This window comes from Pseudomonas sp. 22082 (genome assembly GCF_052046055.1).
GTDB classification, from domain to species: Bacteria; Pseudomonadota; Gammaproteobacteria; order Pseudomonadales; family Pseudomonadaceae; genus Aquipseudomonas; species Aquipseudomonas pharyngis.
This window is the reverse complement of sequence record NZ_JBQEQB010000014.1, coordinates 89,153-115,106: the sequence shown is the minus strand read 5'-3', so window position 1 is coordinate 115,106 and position 25,954 is coordinate 89,153. Positions and strand designations below refer to the sequence as shown.

General features: G+C 57.6%; 25 protein-coding genes and 1 pseudogene. 17 read left to right on the top strand and 9 right to left on the bottom strand.

The window, feature by feature from the left end:
• Window positions 1-60: 60 nt before the first annotated feature.
• The 6 genes and pseudogenes from ACTJK9_RS17630 to ACTJK9_RS17605 all read right to left on the bottom strand — a co-directional run bounded on the left by ACTJK9_RS17630 (window position 61) and on the right by ACTJK9_RS17605 (window position 5,630).
• Complete coding sequence (locus tag ACTJK9_RS17630) at window positions 61-1,494, bottom strand: ArnT family glycosyltransferase (protein WP_440815100.1); 1,434 nt, start codon at window positions 1,492-1,494, stop codon at window positions 61-63.
• 68 nt (window positions 1,495-1,562) lie between these two features.
• Entirely contained in the window at window positions 1,563-2,150 is a 588-nt protein-coding gene (rimJ, locus tag ACTJK9_RS17625) for a ribosomal protein S5-alanine N-acetyltransferase (protein WP_440815098.1), read from the bottom strand.
• A gap of 216 nt (window positions 2,151-2,366) precedes the next feature.
• A complete protein-coding gene (locus ACTJK9_RS17620) occupies window positions 2,367-2,735 on the bottom strand; it encodes a DUF6124 family protein (RefSeq protein WP_440815096.1) in 369 nt (122 codons plus the stop codon).
• Window positions 2,736-2,873: 138 nt separating this feature from the next.
• A pseudogene (locus ACTJK9_RS17615) lies at window positions 2,874-3,356 on the bottom strand (cysteine hydrolase family protein).
• A gap of 503 nt (window positions 3,357-3,859) precedes the next feature.
• Window positions 3,860-4,741 (bottom strand): NmrA family NAD(P)-binding protein, encoded by an 882-nt coding sequence (locus ACTJK9_RS17610; RefSeq protein ID WP_221398661.1) that lies wholly within the window; start codon window positions 4,739-4,741, stop codon window positions 3,860-3,862.
• Between the two features lie 253 nt (window positions 4,742-4,994).
• Complete coding sequence (locus tag ACTJK9_RS17605) at window positions 4,995-5,630, bottom strand: glutathione S-transferase family protein (protein ID WP_440815094.1); 636 nt, start codon at window positions 5,628-5,630, stop codon at window positions 4,995-4,997.
• A gap of 168 nt (window positions 5,631-5,798) precedes the next feature.
• On the opposite strand from ACTJK9_RS17605, the gene ACTJK9_RS17600 reads away from it, so the two are divergent.
• Both ACTJK9_RS17600 and ACTJK9_RS17595 read left to right on the top strand, forming a co-directional pair.
• Window positions 5,799-6,224: a MarR family winged helix-turn-helix transcriptional regulator gene (locus tag ACTJK9_RS17600; protein ID WP_260329026.1), complete on the top strand. Its 426-nt coding sequence runs from the start codon at window positions 5,799-5,801 to the stop codon at window positions 6,222-6,224.
• Between the two features lie 66 nt (window positions 6,225-6,290).
• Window positions 6,291-6,839 carry a nuclear transport factor 2 family protein gene (locus tag ACTJK9_RS17595; RefSeq protein WP_221398664.1) on the top strand — a complete coding sequence of 183 codons (549 nt, stop codon included), beginning with the start codon at window positions 6,291-6,293 and terminating at the stop codon, window positions 6,837-6,839.
• An 82-nt stretch (window positions 6,840-6,921) separates the two neighbouring features.
• On the opposite strand, the gene ACTJK9_RS17590 is transcribed toward ACTJK9_RS17595, so the two are convergent.
• Window positions 6,922-7,524 carry a TetR/AcrR family transcriptional regulator gene (locus ACTJK9_RS17590; protein ID WP_221398665.1) on the bottom strand — a complete coding sequence of 201 codons (603 nt, stop codon included), beginning with the start codon at window positions 7,522-7,524 and terminating at the stop codon, window positions 6,922-6,924.
• 172 nt (window positions 7,525-7,696) lie between these two features.
• Here ACTJK9_RS17590 and ACTJK9_RS17585 point away from each other — a divergent pair, with 172 nt between their 5' ends.
• The 4 genes from ACTJK9_RS17585 (at window position 7,697) to ACTJK9_RS17570 (ending at window position 13,982) form a co-directional block, all read left to right on the top strand.
• Window positions 7,697-7,975, top strand: coding sequence for a LysR family transcriptional regulator (locus tag ACTJK9_RS17585; protein WP_221398666.1), 279 nt, complete (start codon window positions 7,697-7,699; stop codon window positions 7,973-7,975).
• Between the two features lie 141 nt (window positions 7,976-8,116).
• Window positions 8,117-9,361: a multidrug efflux RND transporter periplasmic adaptor subunit MexE gene (gene mexE / locus ACTJK9_RS17580; protein ID WP_440815090.1), complete on the top strand. Its 1,245-nt coding sequence runs from the start codon at window positions 8,117-8,119 to the stop codon at window positions 9,359-9,361.
• Window positions 9,362-9,372: 11 nt separating this feature from the next.
• Window positions 9,373-12,567 carry an efflux RND transporter permease subunit gene (locus ACTJK9_RS17575; protein ID WP_440815088.1) on the top strand — a complete coding sequence of 1,065 codons (3,195 nt, stop codon included), beginning with the start codon at window positions 9,373-9,375 and terminating at the stop codon, window positions 12,565-12,567.
• Window positions 12,564-13,982: an efflux transporter outer membrane subunit gene (locus ACTJK9_RS17570; protein WP_440815086.1), complete on the top strand. Its 1,419-nt coding sequence runs from the start codon at window positions 12,564-12,566 to the stop codon at window positions 13,980-13,982. The genes ACTJK9_RS17575 and ACTJK9_RS17570 overlap by 4 nt, the downstream gene beginning before the upstream one ends.
• Before the next feature lie 173 nt (window positions 13,983-14,155).
• Here the strand turns inward: ACTJK9_RS17570 and ACTJK9_RS17565 are convergent, their stop codons facing one another.
• Window positions 14,156-14,692 carry a TetR/AcrR family transcriptional regulator gene (locus ACTJK9_RS17565; RefSeq protein ID WP_260329027.1) on the bottom strand — a complete coding sequence of 179 codons (537 nt, stop codon included), beginning with the start codon at window positions 14,690-14,692 and terminating at the stop codon, window positions 14,156-14,158.
• Between the two features lie 125 nt (window positions 14,693-14,817).
• Between ACTJK9_RS17565 and ACTJK9_RS17560 the strand changes: the two genes are divergently transcribed.
• The 11 genes from ACTJK9_RS17560 (at window position 14,818) to ACTJK9_RS17510 (ending at window position 24,468) form a co-directional block, all read left to right on the top strand.
• Window positions 14,818-15,462, top strand: coding sequence for a glutathione S-transferase (locus ACTJK9_RS17560; protein WP_222589714.1), 645 nt, complete (start codon window positions 14,818-14,820; stop codon window positions 15,460-15,462).
• Between the two features lie 72 nt (window positions 15,463-15,534).
• Window positions 15,535-16,506: an alpha/beta fold hydrolase gene (locus ACTJK9_RS17555; protein WP_222589715.1), complete on the top strand. Its 972-nt coding sequence runs from the start codon at window positions 15,535-15,537 to the stop codon at window positions 16,504-16,506.
• A gap of 113 nt (window positions 16,507-16,619) precedes the next feature.
• A complete protein-coding gene (locus ACTJK9_RS17550; RefSeq protein ID WP_440815083.1) occupies window positions 16,620-17,618 on the top strand; it encodes a quinone oxidoreductase family protein in 999 nt (332 codons plus the stop codon).
• Window positions 17,619-17,737: 119 nt separating this feature from the next.
• The gene (locus ACTJK9_RS17545; RefSeq protein WP_440815081.1) at window positions 17,738-18,679 is read left to right on the top strand and encodes an alpha/beta fold hydrolase; all 942 of its coding nucleotides are present in this window, start codon (window positions 17,738-17,740) and stop codon (window positions 18,677-18,679) included.
• A gap of 17 nt (window positions 18,680-18,696) precedes the next feature.
• A complete protein-coding gene (locus ACTJK9_RS17540) occupies window positions 18,697-19,941 on the top strand; it encodes an MFS transporter (protein ID WP_440815079.1) in 1,245 nt (414 codons plus the stop codon).
• Window positions 19,942-20,012: 71 nt separating this feature from the next.
• Window positions 20,013-20,228: a hypothetical protein gene (locus tag ACTJK9_RS17535; RefSeq protein ID WP_221398673.1), complete on the top strand. Its 216-nt coding sequence runs from the start codon at window positions 20,013-20,015 to the stop codon at window positions 20,226-20,228.
• On the top strand, window positions 20,206-20,427 hold the full coding sequence (locus ACTJK9_RS17530; protein ID WP_221398674.1) for a LasR-specific antiactivator QslA: 222 nt from the start codon (window positions 20,206-20,208) through the stop codon (window positions 20,425-20,427). Before ACTJK9_RS17535 ends, ACTJK9_RS17530 begins: the two co-directional genes overlap by 23 nt.
• 1,064 nt (window positions 20,428-21,491) lie before the next feature.
• On the top strand, window positions 21,492-22,898 hold the full coding sequence (locus ACTJK9_RS17525) for a YfjI family protein (protein WP_221398675.1): 1,407 nt from the start codon (window positions 21,492-21,494) through the stop codon (window positions 22,896-22,898).
• Window positions 22,885-23,238, top strand: coding sequence for a hypothetical protein (locus tag ACTJK9_RS17520; RefSeq protein ID WP_222589720.1), 354 nt, complete (start codon window positions 22,885-22,887; stop codon window positions 23,236-23,238). Before ACTJK9_RS17525 ends, ACTJK9_RS17520 begins: the two co-directional genes overlap by 14 nt.
• Window positions 23,222-24,202 (top strand): integrase domain-containing protein, encoded by a 981-nt coding sequence (locus ACTJK9_RS17515; protein ID WP_440815075.1) that lies wholly within the window; start codon window positions 23,222-23,224, stop codon window positions 24,200-24,202. Before ACTJK9_RS17520 ends, ACTJK9_RS17515 begins: the two co-directional genes overlap by 17 nt.
• Window positions 24,199-24,468: a hypothetical protein gene (locus tag ACTJK9_RS17510; RefSeq protein WP_261398150.1), complete on the top strand. Its 270-nt coding sequence runs from the start codon at window positions 24,199-24,201 to the stop codon at window positions 24,466-24,468. The genes ACTJK9_RS17515 and ACTJK9_RS17510 overlap by 4 nt, the downstream gene beginning before the upstream one ends.
• Window positions 24,469-24,634: 166 nt before the next feature.
• Here the strand turns inward: ACTJK9_RS17510 and ACTJK9_RS17505 are convergent, their stop codons facing one another.
• The gene (locus tag ACTJK9_RS17505; protein WP_440815073.1) at window positions 24,635-25,891 is read right to left on the bottom strand and encodes an integrase domain-containing protein; all 1,257 of its coding nucleotides are present in this window, start codon (window positions 25,889-25,891) and stop codon (window positions 24,635-24,637) included.
• Window positions 25,892-25,954: the final 63 nt, after the last annotated feature.

The window sequence follows — 25,954 nt, the reverse complement described above, 5'->3', positions numbered from 1 at the left end:
CGCCGCTGAAATGAAAAACCCGCCATCACCGGCGGGTTTTTTGTTTGTGCTGTTGTGGTTTCAATAGCCGACGAAGTAATACGCCTGGCGCCCGACCATCATGGTCTTGTGGACTTTCAGCGGGGCGGCGGGTTCGCTGTCTCCCGATATCACGGCGATATTCGATGGCGAGGCGCTGAGGAAGTCCTTCAATTGCGCATCGGTGTCCAGGCCCTTGAGGACGCTCCGGGTATAGAACACGCTGGCGCCGCCGACCCGCTCGTTGGCTTGAAACAACGCGACCTGATTGCCGCTCGCTTGCAGGGCCTGAATGTGTTCAGTCAGCGGCAGGAACGACAGGTGTTTATCGGCGTTGGGCAGTGCCCATTGCGCGGCGCCAAGGTAGCTGGCGATGACCACCGCCAATATGCCCGCCGCCACTGTCTGACGATGCCGGGCGATGCGTCCGACAAAACCATTCCTGTGATCCTTCAACCTGTCGAACAACACGCCCGCATATTCCGCCGCGATGACGGCGGCGGCCGGTGTCATCGACATCAGGTACACGGTGCGTTTGCTTGAGGCCAGGGTCAGCAGGATGAATTGCGCAATGATCCACAGGCTGAAAAACAGCAGGTAGCGGTTGGCCTTCAGCTCCTTGCGAAAATGCCACAAGCCCAGGTACACCAGAATGTTCCAGGGCAGGAACGCCTGCGGCAGCTTGGCGAGGTAGTAGTAGAACGGCTCGTAGTGGCCGGCTTCGACGAACGATCCGCTGAAACGTCCGACGCTGTTGGTCAACAACACTTCGCTGACGGCCTGGACGCCGCCGCGCTGATAGAGCACGGCGAGCCAGATCATCAGCGGGATCAGGCCGACAAGGGTCAGCAAACCCGGACGCAGCCAGTCCGTCAGCTTGAAGCGCTTGTCCATCAGGTTGTCGGCCAGCAGAAAAGCGAAAATCACCACGCCCGGCATCGCCAGCCCGAGCACGCCTTTGCTCAGCGTGGCAATCGCAATCCCAACTACAAACAGCAACGAATTGCCCGGGTTCGATGCTCGCTGCGCCTGAAAAAACGCCAACAGTGCCGTGGTCACACCGAGTGCGAGCAAGGCATCCTCGCCGACCCCGCGCACGTTGCTCCAGTAACTGGCCATGGTCGCCAGCAGAATCCCCGCCGTCCAGGCGATAGCCTTCGGGCGTTCGAAGCGGCGCAACATGGCGTACAGCAGCATCACGCTGAGCAACCCGGCCACCGCCGACGCCAGTCGCACCGCCCAGGGCGAGACACCGAAAACCCGCAGGGCGCCCGCATCCAGCCACAGGCTCAAGGGCGGTTTTTCCAGAAAGGGCTCGCCGAACAGGCGCGGTGTGACCCAGTCGTTGTCCAGGTGCATCTCCATCGCAATGCCCGCAACCCGGGCCTCGGTGGAGCCTTGCAGTTGATGGTTGCCGAGGGCGAAAAAGAACAGCAGGGCGGCAAGCAGAAGCAGAGAAGAGGCGGCACGCGACATGGGTTCAGGCAACCGGAAGTGAGCGGAAACCCGAGCTTACGCGGCCAATCCTTAATAATTTGTGAACGTCACGACAGCGGTCGCGAGCAGCGCTGATCCGGCGTTTCGAAACGCGGATTGACCCGCGCCGTCAGCACATGATCCTGCCAGCGCCCGGCAATGTTCAGGTACGCCTTGGCATAGCCTTCACGCTCGAACCCGAGGCGTTCCAGCAACCGGGCGCTGCGTTCATTGCCGGGAATGTAGTTGGCCATGATCCGGTGCAGGTTCTGGGTCTCGAACATATAGGCGATGGCCGCCTCCAGCGCTTCCTGCATCAAACCCTTGCCCTGATGCGCCTCGTCGATGTGATAGCCCAGATAACACGCCTGAAACGCACCGCGAATGATCCCGCTGAAATTGCAGGCGCCGATCATCTGCGCGCCGTCCGGGGTCAGCAACGCCATATGCACCGCGAGTCCGGCTTCGAAGGCGCTGGCCTGTATCTCAAGGCGCCGGCGGATCTGCTCGGTGGAAAAGTAATCGGTGGTACGAATCGGCGACCACGGCGCGAGGTGACGTTGATTGCGCTGGTAGAACGCGCTTTCCAGCGGCGCCTGATCCGGGTCGAGTACCGCGAGCGTGAGGCGTTGACAGGGCAGGGTCAGCAGCGGCATCGGGTGCTCCGGGTCTCGGGATTGATCACCAGAATTGCCCGGCAGGCAGGAAAACACAAATCGCCGCCATATCCCGGACAAAAAAAAGCCCGCAGGAGTGCGGGCGAACCGTAGTTTCTTGAATGAGCGAGGCCAATGTACACGGCCATCACCGCCGCCGGGGTGAAGAAAAGTTCATGTCGATGAACGACTTGCGTCATCGACGAGCGGTCATTGTCAGTGCACGACAGGCGCCGTCGTACGGGGCACCAGATTCACCGGGTCAAGGTTCTCCACGGCACGATTGACCAGCATTTCGGTCATGATCGACAGCTGCCGGATCGCCAGCAACCGGCTGCGCTGAGAGCCCGTGAAATCATCGGCGATGTTCGCCGTCATCATGTTGAGCGCCGCCAGCGTTTCACAGGCATGGGTCAGCAGAGTGGCCGTGTCCACGTCGGTGCGCACGGAGAAAATCTCGTTGAAAGGCAGGGTGCGACGCGGCTTTCTCACGTACTCCTGAGGCTGGGCAAGCACAGCGGGTTCTTTCGATTCGGTCTCGTGAGGCGGTGTTTGATCAGGCAGGCTTCGGGTGTCTTTTTTCATGACGAGGCTCCATGGTTTCAGGCTCCCGGCGAATCCCTTTGGTAAACCATCTGCCGGGTTGCAGCGGAGCGCGAAGACTAGCGTTTGGAAGCATCTTGAACCAGTTCATGAAAGTCGACGCGGGTTGCGGGAAATTTCCTAGGACGCGTGCAGGCTGGAGTGAAGTTCGTCCGATGTCAGCGTTTGCTTGAAGTGATGTTCCCACAACCGCACACCCAGCACGCCCGAGCGATCCAGCGACGAACCCACCGTCAGGTCCGTGTGCAACGTCGGCTGCAAACCGGCATCGAACAGCGCAAACCCGGCAGTCAGGCAGCAGGTTTCGGTTTGCAGATCGCAGACCAGCACGCGACCCAGATTCAGGCTTTTCAGGTATTCGATTGTGTCCAGGGAGGGCGCGTAGCCGTATTTGATGAAGATACGGTCTGCGGCGATCAGGCTGTCATCGTCCGCCGCCGGATGCCAGCCGAGCTAGCGCTGGAACGGTGTGCGAGTTTCATCATGGCGCTCGACCGTGGCGACGCTGGGAAGCTTGCCGATCAGCGATTGAATGCCGTCGATCAGCCATTGCGGCGGGGAGAAGCAGGGTTGGACGTCGATGATCAGCAGTGCCTGGCGCATGAGGTCTCCCGGGATGAATCTCCAGATGCGACAAGGCCCGCACTGGCCGGGCCTTGTCGTTGAGAGTTGGTGGGCCGGGGTAATCTGAATCTGGCTTTTATCATATTGATTTTTATGATTAAGATTCGTTTTGATTTTTAGTTGGAATACCAACTGGAATACCTTGCGAAATTGCACGCCACTTGGCCGCGCGCTTGTATTCGGCTGACAACTGTTCACATCCGCTTTGTCTAGCGTGCTTCGTATCCGAGTTGAGCGGTGAACTGAGTAAAGCTGCCGGGGGCGACAGGCAGAAATTGATCCAATATAGCGGTCATGACTCAACTTTTGTTGATCTTAGGCTCTCTATTTCGACCGGTTTACCTGACACCATGAAGTAGGCTCGACATTGTGCTACCAGATTCCATAACAAGGGATACAGCCCTGCAACGTGTGACACCCGGAGGCAGGTTGGCTTACGGGTGTCTGGCTATAGCAACGCTTATCGCAACTCGACAAGGGCTTTATCTGCTGAATAGTTCCTTGTGCAAGGTCACGAACGCTTGAACAGTCATCGGTGGCTGTCCCGTAACTTTGCCAATAATGGAATCCTCACCCTCGAACACGCCGTGCTGGTAGTCCTTGGCAACTTCCAGCAGATGCTGAATGAGGAAAGGCTGTAGGCCGTCGCTCTGCAACTCCTGGCGGTACTGATCCAGTGTTATCGCCACGTACTTGATCTCACGACCCAATACTCTGCCGACTTCGTCAGCTACGCCCTGCTGGTTCAGTTCAACCGGACCGTACAGCGGGTACGTCCTGCCCTTGTGGGATTGCGGGTTTTCCAAGATGGCAGCGATCAGTCGAGCCTGATCCTCTGCTGCGATCGGGGCGTGACGACCTGAACCAAACGGCAGGCGAATCTCGCCGTGTTCAACAATATGTTTGCGCCAGTGCGGGTAGATCAGCCACTGTGCAAAGTAAGTCGGTCGCAAGTGCGTCATATCCAGGCCCGACCAGTCAAACACTCGCTCGGCAGTGTAGTGATTAAGGGCCGCGTGACTCTTGGCCACGCGACGTGCGGAAATTTGAGACATGTTTACAACTGACTCTACCCCGGCTTCTTTAGCAGCGAGAGCGAAGTGGGCAGTCGCTTCAATCAAGCCAGGTGCGATTGGATAAACGAAATAAGCTCGCTTGATGCCTTCAAGCGCTGCTCGAACTGTGTTCAAGTCCAGCAGGTCCCCGACCACAACTTCGGCGCCCAATTGGCGCAGTCTGGCCGCTCGATCATCGTTCGTGCGGACCAGCGCACGTACCGCGTGTTTTTTCTCGCGCAATATTTCAACGGTTCTCCGACCGGTAAAACCGCCGGCGCCGGTAACGAGTATGGTGGGGCTTGTCATCGTTCTTCTCTCTCTTTTGGTTTCCGACTGCATAATGGGCATGACTTGTATGATGGCTGTAATATAGTTATATGATGGTTATCATCGTTGTCAACGAATTCTTCAGTTCTAGGGAAATTCAGCACGTAAGTTTTAGAGGGGGGGCGTTGCTGGCGGGGGCTGGCGGGAGGTCAGCAATCTGACGAGAGGGCTGGCAACCACCGGAACGAGTTCCCTAACGGGGGCCGGAAGACGAAGTCGTCGCGCTGATGGATCATTTTCGCGATGACGGCTTGGATTCAAATGCCTGCATGCCCAGCTTCACTGCGGGTCGGGCTTCTATCAACGCCAGCCAGCGTGCCATACGGGGCAACTTCTCCCAATCAATTTGGTCGCGAACCGATCTTGCAAAAGTAAACGCAGAAATATCGGCCATCGAGAAGGCATCGCCCGCTATGTACCCGCCCTCGAGAAATGCGTCTGCCGTCATCAGATGTTCCAACGCTCGCCGGTTTAGTGGCGCAGATGCATCTTGTTGCCCTATCTGGCGCAGAAAAAAAGCGGCGTGGCTTGGGGCGATAACATCCGTGACGAAGAAATAAAACCGGTCGTAGACCCTATACCGTTGAGCACTCGGCCCTTGGGGCGACAGCCGACCAGGGGCCTGTTCGTCAGCGAACTGAATGATTGCATTTGACTGATTGATTACAAGGGTAGGTGAGACGCTGTGATCTACAAATGTCGGAGCCTTACCTAACGGGTTAAGCGCCAGATATTCTGGGGCACGCTGATCGCCAGAGAGAAGGTCAAGACACCTCGGGGTAAATTCTATGCCCGCTTCAGCCAAGGCGATTGCAGCTCGCAGACTGTTCCCCGTTGATGCGCCATAAAGCTCTCGTACCTCAGACATAAATTGCTAGCCTCGTAAAATAGGTTACGCGAATGCGTCCACTAGGGACGATGTATGACTGTTTCAGCAATTTTGCTGACACTCTCAGTGTCTCGTCGGCGCTGAGCACAGCCTCAGTGCCTCAATTTTGTACTTGACTGGTGTGTATTTACACATATGATGGGTGTCATGAAAAGCCCCCATGGCGCCGACCTTTGTCATTGTCTCGCCGCCAGACGCCACGCGCGTCTGCTGACCCGCCTCTACGACCGGTACTTGTCTGCTGCGAATCTTACTGTCTCGCAGTTTTCCACTCTTGCGTTGATCAATGAACATCCCAGGATTCTAATCGCCGATTTGGCAGAGGTTATGGTCATGGAAAGAACCACATTAGTTCGGGCGCTGAAGCCATTGCAGAGCGAAGGTTATATCGCTAGCCATGCTGAAGGGCCGCGTTCTGCCATCAAGCTCTCGCTCTCTGCGCAAGGACGAGCAAAGTTGAAAGAGGCCGAACCCCACTGGAAAGCTGCGCAGCGTGAGCGTGAGGATCAAATCGGCGAGGCCTCAGCTGTACTGATTCGTAACTCGCTTCTTGAGCAAGCCGTCGGCAAGTAAATTTTTTTGCATGTTTAATGTGTAATTACACAGATAATTTTCTTACCCCGAAATGAGGAAGTACTCATGAAAGCTTTTCCAAGAATTTCGTCCGAGGGTGTTGTCGATCCAGCGGAGCGAATCAGCGCGATCGACTTCGTGAATAGGCTCAATTGGTGGTTCGAGACTTGGGATGTGGAGGCGATGGTCGATGCCTTTCTACCAGAAGCCGTCGCGTATCACTTCCATGGCACCATTAGTGGTCACGATGAGATGCGCCAGTTCTTCAAGAAGGACTATCCGTATCTGATTCCAGGGGTCAGCCGACACGCTACCAATCACATTGTCGATGTCGATGAAGACGGTGTGGTGGTGCGCTATCAGAATTTGCTTGTGCGCTACGCCACGCCAGAATCGGCTGCGATGCTGGGAGATGGCCAAGCCATCGATAGCCCCGATGATTTGCCCGCTATCTGGCTCTACTCGCCAATGATGGATCGCTTGCGTCGAACTGAACACGGCTGGAAAGTCTTCGAGCGGTTCATAGGCGGTTCCACCATCAACACGAGGCTCAACCCACCGACAACTGATCCTGTTCAGCTTGCCGAGTACATGCCCCAACTAAAGCAAGCGTAAAACCTTCCATCGTCGAGCAGAAGATGATGGGGGTGTCGTTCCACACATGTTCGGCATAGCGAAGCCCTTGCTGACAGTAAAGTCAGTCTTCATCCTTTGAGCGGCGCTTAGCAGCCCGCTCTTTTTTTGCGGGAGTGACAGGCCAGGCATTAATGACCGATTGCAGAAACTGCTCAGACAGTTCAGGGTTATCCAGCGCTCTGGCAATCAGCATCGCACCCGCGATCGATGACAGGACGCGTAGTGACTCTTGGTACTTCTCTTCATGATTTTCGCCTTCAACCAACGCCATCAGGGTGTCGATTAAATGCTCGACGCCTCTGGTGAAGGAGCTGCTGACGGTGCCACCGGTACGCGCGACATCCGCACCCAATGCAGGAATGGGACAACCCTCGGTCCAGTTATCCAGATGCGCTTGTGTCAGGTACGTCTTGACGAGCTCGGGAATGGATTTGGCATTTTGCCAATCCTGAATATTGGACTCGAATGTCCGGCTGACCGCTTCTGACGCGAGCTGTTCCTTGCCGCCCGGAAACTGTCCGTAGAACCCGCCATGGGTCAGGCCAACCGAGCGCGAGAGCTCGCCGATACCAATTCCGTCGATGCCTTTTTCCCGATATAGCCGTGACGCTGCAGTAAGGATGGCTTCTTTGTTGGCTGCGGCCTGGTCTTTCGTCACTTTCATGAAATTGCTCCTGTGGCCAGGTTGGCGTCGCCTGGACATAACGATGTAGCTGGGCTGGCTTTCATGATATTCGTCATATAAAGTTGCTGCAATGGCTGTATAGGCATCTGCAGAAGTCTCGCGGATCCCATGGCTTTAGCTCAAGTCAATAATTCCCCCGTGGACCGGCCCCATGAAACGTAATGATCTGCGCAGTATCGATCTGAATTTGCTGGTGGTATTCGAAGCGCTCATCCAGGAACGCAACCTCACTCGTGCTGCTGAGCAATTGTCGCTGGGCCAGCCCGCCGTCAGCGCGGCGCTGGTGCGACTGCGAAGGCTGTTCAACGACCCTTTGTTCGAGCGCATCGGTCGCCGGATGGTGCCCACAGCGCGGGCACTGAGTGCGGCACAGACGCTGGGGCCGGCGCTGGACTCCGTTTGTACTGCGATCACCAATACCAAGGTTTGACCGGGCCGATCCCTTTTTTTGACCTTAAACATGATAGCTATCATTATTGATGATAGCCAACTTCACTCCGTTCGATTCGTCGTGACCTCGCGCGAGGCCGAGAATCCGGAAAATTCATAAATCGTCTGGCGGACACACCCCATGGAACAGTCACTCAAACCTTTGCGTTATCCCTTTGCCGCGTTGGCGCTGGTGGCGCTTGCCGCGTGTGAGCGCGCGCCCAGTGCCGTTCAGGCTCCGGGGGCGCCGCACGTCACCGTCGCCAAGGTGCTTGAGCAGCCCATTACCGAATGGGATGAAGTCACCGCTCGCCTGGAAGCGCCGGAAACCGTAGAGGTTCGTCCACGGGTTTCGGGCCAGATCGAACGCGTTGCCTTTACCGATGGCGCGCTGGTGAAGAAGGGCGACTTGCTGTTCCAGATCGATCCACGTCCGTTCGAGCATGAGGTGCATCGCATCGAGGCGCAGCTGCAACAGGCTCGCGCCACCCTGGTTCGTACCGGTAACGAAGCGCAGCGCGGCCAGCGGCTGTTGAGCAGCAACGCGATCTCCGCCGAGCTGGCCGATACCCGCACGACCACCGCGCAAGAAGCCAGGGCGGGCGTCGATGCCATTCAGGCGCAGCTGGATTTGGCGCGTTTAAACCTCAGCTTCACCCGCGTCACCGCGCCGATCGACGGCCGCGTCAGCCGCGCGGAAATCACCGCTGGCAACATCGTGACCGCCGACACCACAGCGCTGACCAGCGTGGTCTCCACCGACAAGGTCTACGCCTATTTCGATGCAGACGAACGTATGTTCCTCAAGTACAGCCTGCTTTCCCGCCAGGGGCAGCGCGGTCAAGCCACGCCGGTGTACATGGGCCTGTCGAACGAGGAGGGCAACAGCCACCTCGGGCAGATGAACTTTGTCGACAACCAGGTCAATCCGAAAACCGGCACCATCCGTGGCCGCGCGGTGTTTGACAACGCGGACGGTCAGTACACCCCCGGTCTGTATGCCCGGCTGAAACTGGTGGGCAGCGCCGCCTATCCCGGCCTGCTGATCAAAGATGAAGCGGTGGGCACCGACCTCGGCAAGAAATTCGTGCTGGTGGTCGATCAGGACAACAAAGCCGTCTATCGCAGCGTCGATCTGGGGCCGAAGCTTGAAGGCTTGCGCATCGTGCGCAGTGGCTTGCAGAAAGAAGATCGTATCGTCATCAACGGCCTGCAGCGCGTGCGGCCCGGCGCAGTGATCGATCCTCTGGATGCCCCGATGGCGAGCCCGGAAACGGTCGCCACACTGGCTCGCCAGCGTCAGGCAATCGAAGCCGCCAATCAACCGGCTTCAGCTAAATCGCCTGCGCTGGTGAATGCTGAATCTGCCGCTGCACCTCGCGGATAAGGAGCACTGACATGAAGTTCTCCCAGTTCTTTATCACCCGGCCGATTTTCGCCGCAGTGCTATCGCTGCTGATCCTGATCGCCGGAGCCATCTCGCTGTTCCAGTTACCGATCAGCGAATACCCGGAAGTGGTGCCACCGACCGTGGTGGTCCACGCCAACTACCCCGGCGCCAACCCGAAAGTCATCGGTGAAACCGTGGCCGCGCCGTTGGAGCAGGCGATCACCGGCGTCGAGAACATGTTGTACATGTCCTCGCAATCCACCGCTGACGGCCGACTGACCCTGACCGTGACATTCGCTTTGGGCACCGATCTGGACAACGCCCAGGTCCAAGTGCAGAACCGTGTGACCCGCACCGAACCCAAGCTGCCAGAGGAAGTGACGCGCATAGGTATTACCGTCGACAAGGCTTCTCCCGAGCTGACCTTGCTGGTGCATCTGGTGTCACCGGACAAGCGCTACGACATGCTCTACCTATCGAACTACGCGATCCTCAACGTCAAGGATGAGCTGTCGCGCCTCGACGGTATTGGCGATGTGAAGATGTTCGGTATCGGTGATTACTCGCTGCGTATCTGGCTCGATCCGAACAAGACCGCTTCGCGCAATCTGACCGCAACCGACGTAGTTAACGCGGTGCGCGAGCAGAACCGTCAGGTCGCTGCAGGACAACTGGGTTCGCCGCCGGCACCGAATGCCACGAGCTTCCAGATGTCGATCAACTCCCAGGGGCGTTTGGTCAGTGAAGAAGAGTTCGAGAACGTCATTATCCGCAGCGGTCCGGACGGCGAGATCACGCGTCTGAAAGACATCGCCCGGGTCGAGTTGGGCTCCAACCAATACGCCTTGCGCGCCTTGCTCAACAACGAGGAAGCGGTGGCGATGCCGATCTTCCAGCGTCCGGGCTCGAATGCGATCGACATCTCCAACCAGGTGCGGGCGAAGATGGCGGAACTGAAGAAGAGTTTTCCGGAAGGCATGGACTACGAAATTGTCTACGACCCGACGATCTTCGTGCGCAGTTCGATCGAGGCAGTGGTTCACACCCTGTTCGAAGCATTGATTCTCGTGGTACTGGTGGTGATCCTGTTCCTGCAAACCTGGCGCGCCTCGATCATTCCGCTGGTCGCGGTGCCGGTGTCGCTGATCGGTACGTTTGCCGTGATGCACCTGTTCGGCTTCTCGTTGAATGCGCTGTCGCTGTTCGGCCTCGTGCTGGCGATCGGGATCGTGGTGGACGATGCGATCGTGGTGGTGGAGAACGTCGAACGGAACATCGAGTCGGGGCTGGAACCGGTCGAGGCGACCAAAAAAGCCATGGGCGAGGTGACCGGTCCGATCATCGCCACGGCGCTGGTGTTGTGTGCGGTGTTCGTACCCGCAGCCTTTATTTCGGGCTTGACCGGGCAGTTCTACAAGCAGTTTGCGTTGACGATTGCGATCTCTACGGTGATCTCGGCGTTCAACTCCCTGACCTTGTCACCGGCCCTGGCCGCCGTGTTGCTCAAGGCACACGGCGCACCGAAGGACCGTTTCTCCAAAGTGTTGGATCGCCTGCTTGGTGGCTGGCTGTTCAAACCTTTCAACCGCTTCTTCGATAAGGCCAGCCATGGCTATGTGATTGCCGTGGCCAAGATCATTCGCGGCAGCAGCGTGGCGTTGCTGATATACGCAGGTCTGATCGCCTTGACCTACATGGGCTTCAGCACCACGCCGACCGGTTTTGTGCCGACCCAGGACAAGAAGTACCTAGTGACTTTCGCCCAATTGCCGGACGCCGCCAGCCTGGATCGCACCGAAAACGTGATCCGGCGCATGAGCACCATCGCCATGAACGAACCGGGCTTCGACAGCGCCGTGGCCTTCCCGGGCCTGTCGATCAACGGCTTCACAAACAGTCCGAATGCCGGCATCGCCTTCATCGGTTTGCGGCCGTTCGATGAGCGCAAGGATCCGAGCCTGTCAGCCGGGGCGATTTCCGCTTCGCTGAACGCCAAGTTCGGCAGCATCCAGGACGCCTACATCGCGGTGTTTCCGCCGCCGCCAGTGCAAGGCTTGGGCACCATCGGCGGGTTCCGTTTGCAGATCGAGGACCGGGGCAACCTGGGTTACGACGAGCTGTACAAAGAAACCATGAACATCATCACCAAGAGCCGCAGCGTTCCGGAGCTGGCCAACCTGTTCACCAGTTACACGGTCAACGTGCCGCAGATCGAAGCCGCCATTGACCGGGAAAAAGCCAAGACTCACGGCGTGAAGATCAACGATATCTTCGACACCTTGCAGGTATACCTGGGCTCGCTGTATGCCAACGACTTCAACCGTTTTGGCCGGACCTATCAGGTCAATGTGCAGGCCGAGCAACAGTTCCGCCAGGAGCCTGAACAGATCGGCCAGTTGAAGGTGCGCAATGATCGCGGCGAGATGATCCCGCTGGCCACGTTCGTCAAGGTCAGCCCGACATCAGGCCCTGACCGGGTCTCGCACTACAACGGTTTCCTCACCGCAGAAATCAACGGCAGTGCAGCCCCCGGCTACAGCTCCGGCCAGGCACAGGCCGCCATTGAAAAACTGCTGAAGGCAGAATTGCCCAACGGCATGACGTACGAGTGGACTGACCTGACCTACCAGCAGATCTTGTCGGGCAACACGGCCCTTCTGGTGTTCCCGCTTTGCGTGCTGTTGGCGTTCCTGGTTTTGGCTGCGCTGTATGAAAGCTGGAGCCTGCCATTGGCAGTGATTCTGATCGTGCCGATGACCCTGCTGTCGGCGATTGCCGGAGTGATCATTTCCAAGGGCGACAACAACATCTTCACCCAGATCGGCTTGATCGTGCTGGTCGGCCTGGCCTGCAAGAACGCGATTCTGATCGTCGAGTTCGCCAAGGACAAACAGGACCAGGGCATGTCGCCGTTGGAGGCGGTGCTGGAAGCCTGCCGCCTGCGTCTGCGGCCGATTCTGATGACGTCCTTCGCCTTCATCATGGGTGTGATTCCATTGGTGACATCCACTGGTGCCGGCTCGGAGATGCGTCGCGCGATGGGTGTCGCGGTGTTCTCCGGAATGCTCGGTGTGACCTTCTTCGGGTTGCTGCTGACGCCAGTGTTCTTCGTTCTGATCCGTCGCTACATCGAGCGCAAAAACGCGCGCAACGTCACCAAGCCTCATCAGGCAAACGCACTCAATCAGGAGGCACATTCATGAACACCTTGAAGCTTTTTTTACCCTGCCTTCTGGTCGTCGCGCTCACCGCCTGCACGGTGGGCCCCGACTACAAAACGCCCGACACCGCGCCTGCCAACATCGTGTCGGCGCAAGCCGGCCACTACAATCAATCGCGTTTTGAAACGGTGTGGTGGCAGCAGTTTGATGACCCCACGCTGAACCAGTTGGTGAGCAAATCCCTGGAAGGCAACCGCGACTTGCGCGTCGCGTTTGCCCGCTGGAAAGCGGCCCGTGCGATTCGTGACGACATCAGCAACGACAATTTGCCGGTCGTCACTAGCCGCGTCAGCAGTCAGCAGGGCAAGTCGCAAGTGCCGGGCCTGACCGACAGCCGAGTTAATATCGAGCGTTACGATCTGGGCCTGGACATGGCGTGGGAAGTCGATCTCTTCGGCCGGATCCAGCGCCAACTGGAATCCAGCAACGCCCAGGAAGACGCTGCGGCGGCAGACCTGTATCAGCTTCGCGTCACGATGATTGCCGAGCTGGTGGATGCCTACGGCCAATTACGCGGCGCGCAGCTGCGGGAAAAAATCGCCCTGGCGAACCTGAAAAATCAGCAGGACTCGCGCACCGTGACGGTCAGCCTGCGCGACGCGGGCGTGGGCAACGAACTCGACGTGGTGCGTGCAGACGCACGTTTGGCGGCTGTCGAAGCGACTGTTCCGCAACTGCAAGCGGAGCAGGTACGGCAGAAAAACCGCATCGCAACACTCTTGGGTGAGCGCCCGGATACATTGAACGTGTCGTTGAACCCCGCCGAGTTGCCCGCTATCGCCAAAGCACTGCCGATCGGTGATCCCTCCGAGTTGTTGCGCCGGCGTCCCGATGTGCTCGCCGCCGAGCGCAGGCTGGCTTCCGCTACGGCAGATATTGGCGTGGCCACCGCAGACCTGTTCCCAAGGGTGAGCTTGAGCGGATTCCTCGGTTTCACCGCCGGCCGTGGTTCGCAGATTGGCTCCAGCGCGGCCAGAGCCTGGGGCTTGGGACCGAGCATTACCTGGGCGGCCTTTGACCTGGGCAGCGTACGGGCGCGCATTCGGGGTGCCGACGCCAATGCCGAAGGCGCCTTGGCCACCTATGAACAACAAGTGCTGCTGGCGCTGGAAGAGTCGGAAAACGCCTTCAGCGATTACGGCAAACGTCAGCAGCGGTTGCTGTCGTTGATCAAGCAGAGTGAGTCGAGCCGTGCGGCGGCAGACCTGGCGGCTATCCAGTACAAGGAAGGCACGGTGGATTATCTGGTGCTGCTGGATGCACAGCGTGAACGGCTGAACGCCGAGGACGCTCAAGCACTGGGTGAAATTGATGAGTACCGGGGAATAGTCGCGATTTACAAAGCGTTGGGGGGAGGTTGGGACAGCGGTGATGGCAGGGTCGCGAGCATTTATTGATAGACCGATCGAACCCTCTTGGCGGAATCTCTGGCGCTAGATCAGAAGCGATTCAGAGAGCGTGTAGCGTTTGCCTCATCTTATCGTTCGTCATTGCGGTTCCAGCAGCGATTGCTCGCACTTCGCTGCTGGTCTGGACTCCACAGTCAAGGTGTGTCGAGAACTGCGGCACCTTAAGGTAATAGGCCTGCCGAGCGATACGTCTCGATTGTCTTGTCATAAACGCTGATGTCATCACGCCCCCGAGCGATCAGCTGAGCGCCCTCCACAGCCGCATAGATCGCCAGCGCCTGCTGCTGTCGTTCCTCGAGGCTCAACTGTGGCCGGCAAACAGACAACACTTCCGTCAACCAGCGCACATTCAGTTCGGTGAAGCCGTCAACCTCTATCCTCACCTCTGGCGGTAAGTCATCGTATTCGGCGGACATGATCCCGCACAGGCACATGCGATTGTCGTTGACCAGTGCCAGGCGAAATACGTCGGTGTAACCCTTCATCCACACATTCAGGTCTTCGGAATGGGCGCGTAAACCATCAAGGTACTCAAGACCATCCTCGGTGTAACGTTTGGCCAAAGCCGCACCCAAGTCACCCTTGGTAGGGAAGTGGTAGTGAATGCTCGCACTCTTGATGCCGACCTCTTTGGCCAGTTCACGAAAGCTCAAGCCGTTGTAGCCTCGGGTCTGCACCATTTTTCGGGCAACCGCCATGATCGTTTCTCGCGTATCCGTCGTCACAACTTTACCTTTCTATCGATAGATAGACGTTGACAGTGAAAATGTTCTTGCCGTAGCTTATGCCTATCGATAGGTAGATAGATAGGTATGGAGCTCGTATGAAGATTTTTGATATTCCCGGTTTTCCTAACCCACTGCGCATTCGTATTGTTCTGGCCGAAAAAGGCCTGGACTCGCAAATAGAGTTCATCAAGATCGACCTGCCCGCAGCGGAACACAAGCAACCCGCATTCCTGGCGATCAACCCGCTGGGTACCGTCCCAGTGCTGCAACTGGATGATGGCACCAACATTTCCGAATGTACCGCAATCACCGAGTATCTGGACAATCTGGACGGCAACCCGATTCTCACCGGCAAGACGCCGAAGGAAAAGGCCATCATCCACATGATGCAAAAACGCGCGGAGTCCGAACTGGCGGATCCGGTCGGGTTTTACTTCCACCACGCCACGCCGGGGCTCGGTGCCGCTCTGCAGCCATACAAGAGTCCTGAATGGGAAGGTCGTATCGATTGGGGCAACCGTCAACGCGACAAAGCGGTTGCCGGAATGCACTACTTCGATCAGGTCCTGCGTAGCCAGCCATATATCGCTGGCGAGCATTTTTCCATGGCCGACATCACGGTACTTGCCGGGCTGATTTTCGCCGGTTTCGCCAGTATTGCCATCCCCGATCAGTGCAGCGCGCTCTTGGCATGGCAGACAAACGTGCAGCAACGCCCAAGTGTAAAAAAACCAGCCTGATCTTGCGCCGCCCCCACTGGCAATCAGTCAGGGCGGCCCTTAAACCAACTCGTCTTTTTCAGGTGCCTCTATATGACAGTTTTCAACACCCGATGGGCGTTGCGCCATACCCTGGCCATCGTCGCGCTGACGGCTGCGTGCTCGACACTGACTGTTCAGGCCAGCACCACCCCAGCAGAAAAAAAAGTTGCTCAAAGCTACACCCATCAAACCGCTCCGACCCAGTTCATCGAAGTCGAGGGCGCGCGCCTGGCATACCGTCGCTTTGGCAAACCCAGTGGCGTGCCACTGGTATTTCTCCAGCATTTCGTTGGCAACCTAGACAGCTGGGATCCCAAAGTCATCGACGGTTTTGCCCATGATCGCGAAATTATCCTCTTCGACAACGCCGGCGTCGCCAGCTCCAGCGGTGAAGTGCCGAACAACATCGAAGGCATGGCCAAATATGCCTCCGGCCTGCTCCAGGCACTGAATGTGAAAAAGGCTGACTTGCTCGGCTTTTCCATGGGCAGTCTGATCGCACAGCAAGTGACGCTTGATCATCCGAACCTCGTGCGTCGCCTGATTCTGGTCGGCTCATCACCTCGCGGTGGAGTTGGTATGGACTCGCTGACGCCGGAATTCCAGGGCTACCTGGCGAAAAAACGTGCCGTACCGGATGAACTGCTGCTAGACGTTTTCTTTACCCAGACCGTAGAAAGCCAGGCCGCCGGACATGAGTTCCTTACCCGTCTGCGCTCACGTAAGGTCAATCGCGATGTCGATGTCGATAGCAAGACTGCACCCGCACAAGCCGCCGCCATCGCTAGCTGGGGAGCGCCGGCCGACAACGCCAACGACTACCTGAAAGGCATCAAGCAACCGACGATGGTAGTCGCCGGCAGCCATGACATTGTCTTCTACACGGCCAATGACGTGACCTTGCAGCAGACTTTGCCCAACGCCCAGTTGGTGATCTACCCGGATTCAAATCATGGCGCGATCTATCAATACCCGGATCTGTTTTTGAAACACGCCACGCTGTTTCTCAATGGGGTGAAGTAATCGAAACATTGCACTGACGATTTGCTCGGCAGCACATGCCGCACCACCGATTAGGCTCCAAGTCAGGCCTGCGTCTACAGACCTGACGAGCGAAGAATCCAGGATCTCAGATTATGAAAGCGATTCAGTTCCGTAGCTTCGGCGGCCCCGAAGTACTCGAGTACGTCGACTTGCCAACGCCCGTACCGGGACCCGGAGAGGTATTGATAGACACTTCTGCGATCGGGGTGAATTTTCCAGATATTCGTGAACGGTTGGGCATGTATAACCGGCCCGAAACACGCGTTGGTGGTGTCACGCTGCCGCATGTCGCCGGACTTCAGGTGGTCGGACGCGTTTCGGAAACAGGGGCGGGCGTTGACCCTGCCGTTGTCGGGCGCAAGGTCATGGCGTTGATGCCCAAAGGCGCATACGCACAACAGGCTATTGCCCGTGCTGACATGCTGGTAATGCTGGGTGAGTCGGCAAACGACGTCGCCATGGCGGGTTTACCTTGTCAGGGAGTGACTGCGTTCCTCTCTCTACGCACATGCGCGCATTTACAGTCAGGTGAAAGCGTTTTGATTCAAGGTGCCGCCGGGGGGGTTGGCAGTCTGGCTGTGCAGATCGCTAAAGCCATGGGTGCACAGACAGTTTTCGGTACGGCCAGCACTGAAAGTCGTCGCGCGTTCGTGCGCAGCCTCGGGGCCGACTATGCCATTAGCTACGACACTCCCCAGTGGCCGGAACGGGTGCTTGAACTGACCGAGGGGCGTGGAGTTGATGTGATCCTCGAAACCATCGGCGGCGAGGTGTTCGATCAGAACTTTGAGTGTCTCGCCATGCTGGGGCGTTGTGTGGTGGTGGGCTCCACGCGGGGTCCAGGCGAGGCATTGGCGCCTCGTCGGTTGATGGCCAAAGCGCAAACCTTGGCCGGCGTGTACCTGCCGACGTTCTTCCAGCGCCCAACGTTGATTCGCGAGGCTTTGCAATTCCTCGCTGATGGCGTTTCAGGCGGAGTGATCAGACCAGTCATCGGCGCGACGTTACCCCTGAGCGAAACGGGGCTGGCGCACGCCTTATTGGAGCGAAGGGAAGTGCAAGGCGTCATTGTGCTGGATCCAAACCTCTAAGAGTGGATCACCGATTCCCCTGAATTTTCTTGCGAACTAGGGACGCAGGAGCGTCTGTGGCGTTGATCAGGCGGCCACACACTCATCAGTAAATACGTCCGTCACGAGAGGAGCGCGCTATGCACCGTCACTGCTTCGCTGCAAGTGCAAGATGTTTGACGCTCGGACTGATGCTCGCGTGGGGCGGCCATGCGACGGCAGCCGATATTCACTACCGGTTCATCACGGTCGCTGGCAACAATCTGTTTTATCGGGAGGCCGGCGATCCTCATAAACCAACCATTCTGCTGCTTCATGGTTTTCCGTCGTCTTCGCACATGTTTCGCGACCTGATCCCTGAGCTAGCACCGTATTTTCATGTGCTGGCCCCTGATTACCTCGGTATGGGAAACAGTGCCGTCCCCACCGCAGCACCCTTGGCGCCGCTTACTTTCGACGCGTTAGGTCAATCGATGGAAGAGTTGGTTCGGGAGTTAGGAATTAAAAGCGCGGTGATCTTCATGCAGGACTTTGGCGGCCCTGTCGGAATGCGCCTGGCGACACGTAATCCACAGTGGGTACGCGGACTGGTCATCCAGAACACGCCGATTACGCTGGATGGATGGGAGCCCGCGAGGCTGAAAGCGATTCAGGCAAACGATGGTCCGCAAACGCCTGAGAAACGTTCAGCCGCCCAGGCGCGGGTTGTTCTGGCGACAGACCTGTTTCTTTATCAGCACGGCGCCCGCAATCCCGATGGCCTTAATCCTGACGCGTGGGCAAACGATGCCTTTGCGCTCAGCGATCCTGAGAAACGGCGAGCCATGACGGATCTGCAGCTCGACATCGGGTCAAACCTCGCGTTGTACCCGCAATGGCAAGCTTACTTGCGAAAGGCTCAACCCACCACGTTGGTGGTCTGGGGAGATGGCGACCCGATTTTTACGCCGCGAGGCGCAGATTCCATCAAGGAGTTCGTACCCGGGGCTCAGATCCACCATTACAACACCGGGCATTTTGCGCTGGAGGAAGAGCATCGCGACATCGCCCAACGCATTATTCAGGTCTTTGCCGGGCAATGAGGCATCAGGAGATTGGCATGTTGGATAGAGGTAATACCCCAACAGGAGAGACAGCTCGCCGGGCAGATGCCTTCGCCTTCCCCTTATTGGCCATGGTGCTGTTCGCGTTCTTCTTTGCTGCGAGCATACCTTCGCCTCTGTTCGTGGTGTTTCAGCGTCATTGGGGATTTTCCTCCGGGATGCTGACCGTCGCGTTCTCGGTGTACGCCATTGCGCTGTTGGTCGCTCTACTCAGCGCCGGGTCGTTGTCGGACCATATCGGTCGACGTTCGGTGGTTATCGGCGCGCTTGGTTTGCAGACCCTGGCGATGATTCTTTTCGTGTATGCCGGCGATATAAATCAACTTATTGTGGCGCGTTGTTTCCAAGGGCTGGCGACGGGAATTGCCAGTGGTGCATTGTCGGCGGCTGTGGTCGAGGCAGCACCTGTCGGCCACAAGAAGGCAGGGGTACTGATCAGCAGCATCGCTCCGTTAGCGGGACTGGCCACAGGATCGTTAATCACAGGATTGTCGATGTACTGGATCGGGCGACCGGAGGTGATGGTATTCGCGGTGCTGGCGTTCATTTTCTCGATTGCCGCGGTGGGGGTGGCGACGGTCCCGGAAACGGCGACTCGGCGTGTCGGTGCTTTGGGATCGTTGAAGCCTCGTATTTCGGTGAGTGCCAGGGCCCAGACTGCTTACCTTCGAAGCATACCGCTGTTGCTCGCCATCTGGGCGCTGTGCGGCCTGTACATGTCACTGGCGCCCTCGATTCTTTATGGAGTATTCAACGTGAACAGCGCCGGACTCAACGGTCTGACAGTTGCTGCGCTGTGCGGTCCCGCAGCCATTGCAGCAGCGGCTTTGGGCCGCTTCCTCACGCTCTCTCTTTGCGCTGCAGTGGGTGCTATAGCCATGGTCGTTGGGCTGGGTGTCCTGATCATGTCTCTGTTGGGAGGAGGGGTCGTAGTATTTTTCATCGGCACGCTAATCGCGGGAGTTGGATCTGGAGCGGGATTCTCGGCGGTTCTGCAAACGCTGGCGCCACTCGCCGAAGAACATGAGCGAGCAGAGCTCTTCGCGGCGATTTTTGTGGCCTGTTATTTGTCGTTGAGCCTGCCTCCGATCATGGCCGGATTCGGAGTCGGAGTTTTTGGCCTGCTAGACACCAGCTGGGTTTATCTCGTCGCGCTGTTACTGGTAGCTCTGACCACTAGCCTGACGCATTGGCGCGCGTATCGTGGTCATCAAATAAGCACGTCAGCTGTCCAGTCATGAGACCCGTAGGAAAGCCAGGAGGGAAGGTAGCTGCCAGGCTATGCCTGACAGAGGCGAATGACAGTCGATTTATGGATTTCGTTTTTAAAGGAACGCCACTGCCGTTGATGATGTCGGCTATGTCTAAAGTGATTCACTTCAAGGCGGGTAAAGAGTTCCGATATCTGTCCGGTATCCCGGCTCGACGCGTGCATCAACAGATCGCCGAATACTCCTCTGTCCCGTTCGCTGAAGGCTTTCCCGGTATCAGAACCCCATGGGGCAATGAATTCAGCCCAATGGATTGAGGACGGCGTTCGTTGTGCGGAGACCTGGCTTGACGGCACATCACTACCGCTATGGTGGGCACTGGCGCAGAACCGAAAGCATCATCGCTCAGGTGATATACAGGAAGCGTTCGAGGTCGGCTTTCTGCTGCGGTTGCAGCAGACGCTAATCATGCGGCATGAAACCGCCACCTCCCAATCAACCAGCTTTGATGCTTGAGGCTGTATTTGACGTTTGAGTTATTGCTTTTCCCGCCAAACCCTCCGAACTAGCGATCTTTGATCGCGCCGATCGGAGGGTTCACTCGCTCTTTCTCGAAGCCACCTCGTTCCACCTTCCCTTTCAAATTTTTGATTAGCGCTGTAGCGTCATTTCCCCATCAGTAATTACCCACGATCTCTATCGAGCGCAGCTTCGGTGTCAGTGCGGAGGTTGTCGTGGGCCATGGCTAGAGAATTGGCGACACTGGCGACATCGGCGACAACCCACGTCGGACGTGCCCTGGAGCGTGGCGACAAAAGTGGCGACAGTCGCCACTTCTTGCCCCCTAATGCCCGGAATGCTTGACTGTCTTTTCGAGTGGGTATAAAAATTGGCGCACGGATCGCTGTCGTTGACAGCACCAGCCCAGGTAGCCAGAACCTTTAAGGCTACGCCACTTGCGTGGTGGATCTCCCGAAGTGCGATTAGCGTCCGGCGGCTCGCACGGTCACTCCCCAAGAGTGATGGATGCCTACTCGACTTAATCTGCCCACTGCGGCAGACGATGGACTTCCCCTGCTGCGCTGCAGCAACCTCACCCTTCGGCACACTCAGCTGCGCCAATCCGCGCCCGTCTCTTTCTCCTGGAAAGAGACGGGCGCTCCTACCGCTGCTGCAGCCCAACTCGTACACGGCTTTGCGGCATTCCCCCTCGTGACAATCGGCGTGACAAACACCGAAATCACCAGCAACAGCGATGCAGATGGTGGTGTCGCAGCCCAAGGAATGGATTGCACCTGACTGACAGTCAGGAATGCCCCGGTCATCGCCTCACTGCCTTCACCTGACTCAGGATCTCGCGGCGCCGGTCTCGTCAGCCAGCGTAGCCTCCACCCGCCCACTTCTTCGGAAGTGTTCAGGAGGCCAGATCATGAGATGCCCAAGCTCCCGGTCGTAAAGAGCCGCCAGTCCCGCGTTAGTGGACAACCCTCACAGGTCGCAGGGGCCTTGATCCCTGATAACACTCAACAGCTGTGGCGGGAGTACGTGAGGACAACCAGCAATCACCGAGGAGAGGGCCCATGCAGCAGTTAGATCCGAAGCTTGAACTACCACGATCCCCTCGACCGTTAATCGAGTCGAATCCGGAGGCCGAACCTTATCCGGTGCAGGCGTTGGGGGGCATTCTTGGTCCCGCGGTCGAGCGCATGGCCGAGGTGATCGGCGTGCCTCAAGCACTGGCAGCACAATCGGTCTTGGCTGCCTCAGCGCTGGCCACTCAAGGTCATGCAGGCTTACACCTCGACGGAAGAAATTACCCCTTGTCGCTGTACCTGATCACGGTGGCCGCGTCAGGTGATCGCAAGACCGCCGCAGACAGGTTTGCATTGCTGCCAGCACGACAATGGGAGCGTGAACAGTGGCAGCGCTACCGCGAACAGCTCTCCCGGTACCGCGCCGCACAGCGACAGGCGCAGCGTATCAATCCTGCCGACCCCGACTCCGCAAATGACGTGCAGCTCGAAGCGGAGCCCTCTGCACCTCGGTTGATCACCACAGACCCGACTATCGAGGCCTTAATTAAGGGGCTCTGTCATGACTTGCCCAGCATGGGGCTGTTCTGTGATGAGGGCGGACAATTCCTCGGTAGCAGCACCATGAGTCGCGATAACCGTTTGAAAGCGATCACGACCTTGTCGTCACTCTGGGACGGGAGCCCGATTGATCGTGCTCGCTCCATGGTCGGTGAAAGCCTACGAGCCTACGATCGGCGCGTGAGCCTGCACCTGATGCTGCAACCGTACTTGGCCATGCAGTTACTCAGTGATCCGTTGCTGCAAGGGCAAGGCATCCTCGGTCGCTGTCTGATGACCTGGCCCACGAGTCTGGCTGGACAACGCAGCTACCAGGCTGTCGACTTGTCCAAAGACGCCGCACTAAAGCGATATCACCAACGCCTTTCGGGCCTGTTTCATCAGCCTTGGTCACTTTCCGCTGACGGTGCTCTCCAGCTATCACCGTTGAACCTCAGTCCATTGTCCCGTCGTCGCTGGATTGATTTGCATGACGCCATCGAAGCCCAGTTGGGTGAATTTGGGGAGCTGGCCAGCGTGCGGCCTAGCGGATCGAAAGCCGCCGACAACCTGCTGCGCGTCGCTGGCATTTTGGCCGTGGTGGAGGAGAGCAGTGTCGTGGAGGTCGATCATATCCAACGAGCCTCCGCTTTAATCGGCTACTACCTCAACGAGATCCAGCGCCTGACTGAACAGGAACCGGTGTGCCGGGTAAAGGAAGAGGCGGACCGGCTGCTGCGCTGGCTCCAGATCAAAGATTGGAAGCGCTTCAGTATTCGAGAGCTGAATCGCAACGGTCCCCGCTTTGCCCGTAAGAGCAGCCGTCATGCAGCTAAGCTGCTGGTCGAGTTGATTGATCATCAGTGGCTGATCACCGACGGGAATACCTTCGAGGTGCGCCATGTTCAATCTTGATGAGGCGCTGCGCAACCATCTGGCTCAGCGCCAAAAGGAGCCGAAAGCGCGGTTTGTCGCCGCGACTGTCGCCACTTTGTCGCCACGCTCAAAGCCAGGCAGGACAAGGGTTGTCGCCGCTGTCGCCGATGTCGCCACCACCCGTAAAGCTATCACCTCGACGACAGCCATCATCCAATGCTTGAAAGAGGAGGGCGCGCATCTCTATGTCACCGACAACACGCTGTGTTTTCGCCCGACTGATTGGGCTCAGCTCGCCATCGTGAGCGCGCACTGGCGAGCCCTTTTACATGATCTTGCTGCAGTCAATCAGGAGCAGAAAAATGGCTCGGGTCGGTAAGCGAGCTGGGCGCAATTTTGGTTTCGGTCGCCAGCTCAGCTATGCCGGACCGCAAGCCCTGAAAGAACTGTTTGGCGATGGCCATTTTGGTACCGTCAAAGCCCATAGCGATCGCTGGCAGGCCTTCGTGCAATGGTGTCGAACCGAAGAAGGACCGAGGCTCAATGACGCGCGACAGATCGACCGCGAGATCCTCATGCGGTACTCCGCCCACGTGCGCGAGCAGGTTAATCAGGGCAACGTCGGCATCGCCACCGCGCAGAATCGCCTGTCCAGTGTGAACCGAACCATAGCCGCGCTGCGCGGTGATCAGTACGTCAAAATCCCCAGTCCAAGTAAGGCGCTTGGCTTGCAGCGTTCAAGCGTTCGTAGTGAGGCGCCGCAAGGCCAAGACCGTGGGCAGGTCGGGCTGATTGCGCAAGCGCTGTCAGAGAGAGGCCAGCAACGAGTGACCGCAATTGTGCACTTGGCCCGGGAGACCGGCATGCGTTTGCGTGAGGCAATCTTGGCGGATCTGCTCCGACTGCAACGTGAAGCTCGGCAACTGGGCAAGATCAACATCCAGGATGGTACCAAGGGTGGTCGGTCAGGCGCATCGGCACCGCGTTGGATCGTGGTCACGGATCAAGTTCGCGATGCTCTGGCTAGGGCCTGCGAGGCGTTACCCAGTGGCAGTCGAAATTTGTTGGCACCCGATGAAAGCTACAAAGACTTCATACAAAAAGTCGTGCGGCCGGCACGGGACCTCCTGCATGAGCAGGGTCTGAAAGGCTTTCATGAACTGCGTGCGGCGTACGCCTGTGAGCGCTATGAGCAACTGACCGGCTTCCCTGCACCCATCAATGCCGGTCGTGGTTATAGAGAAGATCGTCAACTCGATCAGCGTGCACGACAGCAGATCAGTCATGAGTTGGGACATAACCGCATTGATGTGGTGAGTGCCTACATCGGAGGCCGGCGATGAAGTCCGAGTTCGATATAGCGTTGTTTCTGAGCCCCGTGCTCAAAGGTGCGCATGCCACGCGACAGCGGCACATCAGGCAAGCAGAAAGGATGCACGAGGTGCTTCGTGAGCGCTGGGGTTGCGCGACTCCTTGGTCTTGGAGGGAAAAACATGTGAGATGGTTTTTTGAGCACTATCTGAGTTGCTCAGCGCCCGCGACCGTCTATTACTATGCGTTAACAGCAGGATTGATCCGTCGCAGAAAGGCGCTACTCGTGGTTGTTTGATAGACGTTTTTAAGCGTGAGCCCCTGAGTATGGGAATGCGGAGCCTTCCCATACTCAGGGGCTTGGCTGAAGAGGCGCAGGCATACCAGCGATTTAGCGACAGTCGTCACTCCTTTCGCCCTGCTGCACGACACGGATTGTAGCCGGCGTTGCGTACCTTAGATGCTCAGCGAATCGGTACGACGTTGCGGTCCCTGGTTTGATTGATGGCCGATGCCGACAGGCTGCCGGTGGCCGCCTTCTGGATATGTTCACTCCACCAAGCCATCATCGGACGCCGGCGTTCGATGTAATCCGTCCGGTTGTAGGCGCTACGAACTTCGTCCTTGTCGACATGCGCCAGCGCGACCTCGATCAGCTCCGGATCCCAGCCATGCTCATTCAGGATGGTGCTCGCCATCGAGCGCAAGCCGTGGCTGACTAGACGGTCCTGAAAGCCCATGCGCTTCAATGCCATGTTGGCGGTCTGGCTATTGGCATGGGTGCGGGGATTTCTATCTGAGGGGAACACGTATTCTCTGTTACCGCTGAGTTGCTTGAGCGTCTCCAGTAACGAAATTGCCTGATCGGTAAGAGGGATTGTGTGCGGCCGACGCTTTTTCATGCGCTCTGGCGGAATGGTCCAAATGCGCTTGCCGAAGTCGATATCTGCCCATCGTGTGGTGGCTGCTTCGGCAGGGCGGGTCATCGTGTGCAACTGCCATTCGATCAGGCAGCGGGTCGTGCGCTTGATACTTGCGTTCGCGATTTCCATCATGAGCTCGGGAAGCTCCTCAGGTGGTAGCGCAGCCATGTTCTCTTTTTTAGGTTTCTTGAACACCGCCCGAATTCCATTGAGGGGGTTCGCAAAAATCAGCCCGGAGTTGACCCCGTAGGTCATGATCTCGTTGAGTCGTTGGCTCAATCGTTTGACGGTTTCGAGGCTTCCTTTGGCCTCGATTGGGCGAAGGATCTTGATAACCATCGGAGCAGTGATTTGAGAGAGCGGCGTTGTTTTCATGCTTGGGAAAACATGGAGCGTCAGCGATCTCCAAATGTCTTCGGCGTAGGCTTTGGTTACGGAGTCTTTCTTCAGCTCGAACCAGGCAGTGGCCACCTTCTCGAAAGTGTGTTCAGTCTCAGCAAGTTTGGCTTGCCTTACCTCATCACGCTGGGTTTTGGGATCAGTGCCCAAAGCAAGCAACTCACGCGCCTCTGCGGCTTTCTTCCGGGCGTTGGCTAGCGAGAGGTCAGGGTATGGACCAAGCGCCATGTTGATACGGCTTCTGGTCAACGGCTCGCGGTAATTGAAATTCCACATCATCGAGCCGCTGGCGCGTACTCGAAGCTGCAAGCCATCGCCGTCGCTGAGGACGAAGTCTTTACCAGTTGCCTTGATTGCCTTGAGCTGGCGATCGGAGAGGCGGGTTGCGTTAGTAGGCATGAGGGCTACCTCCAGCACCGTTTTGGTATCCTGAAAATAGCATTTGGCAGTCCGGGATACCAC

What these genes read in the sequence shown, in the direction of transcription:
- ACTJK9_RS17585 (WP_221398666.1), top strand. Translation starts at nt 7,697, where the DNA reads ATGAAACGTAATGATCTGCGCAGTATCGATCTGAATTTGCTGGTGGTA.
- ACTJK9_RS17575 (WP_440815088.1), top strand. Translation starts at nt 9,373, where the DNA reads ATGAAGTTCTCCCAGTTCTTTATCACCCGGCCGATTTTCGCCGCAGTG.
- ACTJK9_RS17620 (WP_440815096.1), bottom strand. Translation starts at nt 2,735, where the DNA reads ATGAAAAAAGACACCCGAAGCCTGCCTGATCAAACACCGCCTCACGAG.
- ACTJK9_RS17565 (WP_260329027.1), bottom strand. Translation starts at nt 14,692, where the DNA reads ATGGCGGTTGCCCGAAAAATGGTGCAGACCCGAGGCTACAACGGCTTG.
- ACTJK9_RS17540 (WP_440815079.1), top strand. Translation starts at nt 18,697, where the DNA reads ATGTTGGATAGAGGTAATACCCCAACAGGAGAGACAGCTCGCCGGGCA.
- ACTJK9_RS17570 (WP_440815086.1), top strand. Translation starts at nt 12,564, where the DNA reads ATGAACACCTTGAAGCTTTTTTTACCCTGCCTTCTGGTCGTCGCGCTC.
- ACTJK9_RS17595 (WP_221398664.1), top strand. Translation starts at nt 6,291, where the DNA reads ATGAAAGCTTTTCCAAGAATTTCGTCCGAGGGTGTTGTCGATCCAGCG.
- ACTJK9_RS17605 (WP_440815094.1), bottom strand. Translation starts at nt 5,630, where the DNA reads ATGTCTGAGGTACGAGAGCTTTATGGCGCATCAACGGGGAACAGTCTG.
- ACTJK9_RS17560 (WP_222589714.1), top strand. Translation starts at nt 14,818, where the DNA reads ATGAAGATTTTTGATATTCCCGGTTTTCCTAACCCACTGCGCATTCGT.
- ACTJK9_RS17590 (WP_221398665.1), bottom strand. Translation starts at nt 7,524, where the DNA reads ATGAAAGTGACGAAAGACCAGGCCGCAGCCAACAAAGAAGCCATCCTT.
- ACTJK9_RS17545 (WP_440815081.1), top strand. Translation starts at nt 17,738, where the DNA reads ATGCACCGTCACTGCTTCGCTGCAAGTGCAAGATGTTTGACGCTCGGA.
- ACTJK9_RS17530 (WP_221398674.1), top strand. Translation starts at nt 20,206, where the DNA reads ATGAATTCAGCCCAATGGATTGAGGACGGCGTTCGTTGTGCGGAGACC.
- ACTJK9_RS17505 (WP_440815073.1), bottom strand. Translation starts at nt 25,891, where the DNA reads ATGCCTACTAACGCAACCCGCCTCTCCGATCGCCAGCTCAAGGCAATC.
- ACTJK9_RS17510 (WP_261398150.1), top strand. Translation starts at nt 24,199, where the DNA reads ATGAAGTCCGAGTTCGATATAGCGTTGTTTCTGAGCCCCGTGCTCAAA.
- ACTJK9_RS17600 (WP_260329026.1), top strand. Translation starts at nt 5,799, where the DNA reads ATGAAAAGCCCCCATGGCGCCGACCTTTGTCATTGTCTCGCCGCCAGA.
- ACTJK9_RS17515 (WP_440815075.1), top strand. Translation starts at nt 23,222, where the DNA reads ATGGCTCGGGTCGGTAAGCGAGCTGGGCGCAATTTTGGTTTCGGTCGC.
- ACTJK9_RS17550 (WP_440815083.1), top strand. Translation starts at nt 16,620, where the DNA reads ATGAAAGCGATTCAGTTCCGTAGCTTCGGCGGCCCCGAAGTACTCGAG.
- ACTJK9_RS17535 (WP_221398673.1), top strand. Translation starts at nt 20,013, where the DNA reads ATGGATTTCGTTTTTAAAGGAACGCCACTGCCGTTGATGATGTCGGCT.
- mexE (WP_440815090.1), top strand. Translation starts at nt 8,117, where the DNA reads ATGGAACAGTCACTCAAACCTTTGCGTTATCCCTTTGCCGCGTTGGCG.
- ACTJK9_RS17525 (WP_221398675.1), top strand. Translation starts at nt 21,492, where the DNA reads ATGCAGCAGTTAGATCCGAAGCTTGAACTACCACGATCCCCTCGACCG.
- ACTJK9_RS17630 (WP_440815100.1), bottom strand. Translation starts at nt 1,494, where the DNA reads ATGTCGCGTGCCGCCTCTTCTCTGCTTCTGCTTGCCGCCCTGCTGTTC.
- ACTJK9_RS17610 (WP_221398661.1), bottom strand. Translation starts at nt 4,741, where the DNA reads ATGACAAGCCCCACCATACTCGTTACCGGCGCCGGCGGTTTTACCGGT.
- ACTJK9_RS17555 (WP_222589715.1), top strand. Translation starts at nt 15,535, where the DNA reads ATGACAGTTTTCAACACCCGATGGGCGTTGCGCCATACCCTGGCCATC.
- ACTJK9_RS17520 (WP_222589720.1), top strand. Translation starts at nt 22,885, where the DNA reads ATGTTCAATCTTGATGAGGCGCTGCGCAACCATCTGGCTCAGCGCCAA.
- rimJ (WP_440815098.1), bottom strand. Translation starts at nt 2,150, where the DNA reads ATGCCGCTGCTGACCCTGCCCTGTCAACGCCTCACGCTCGCGGTACTC.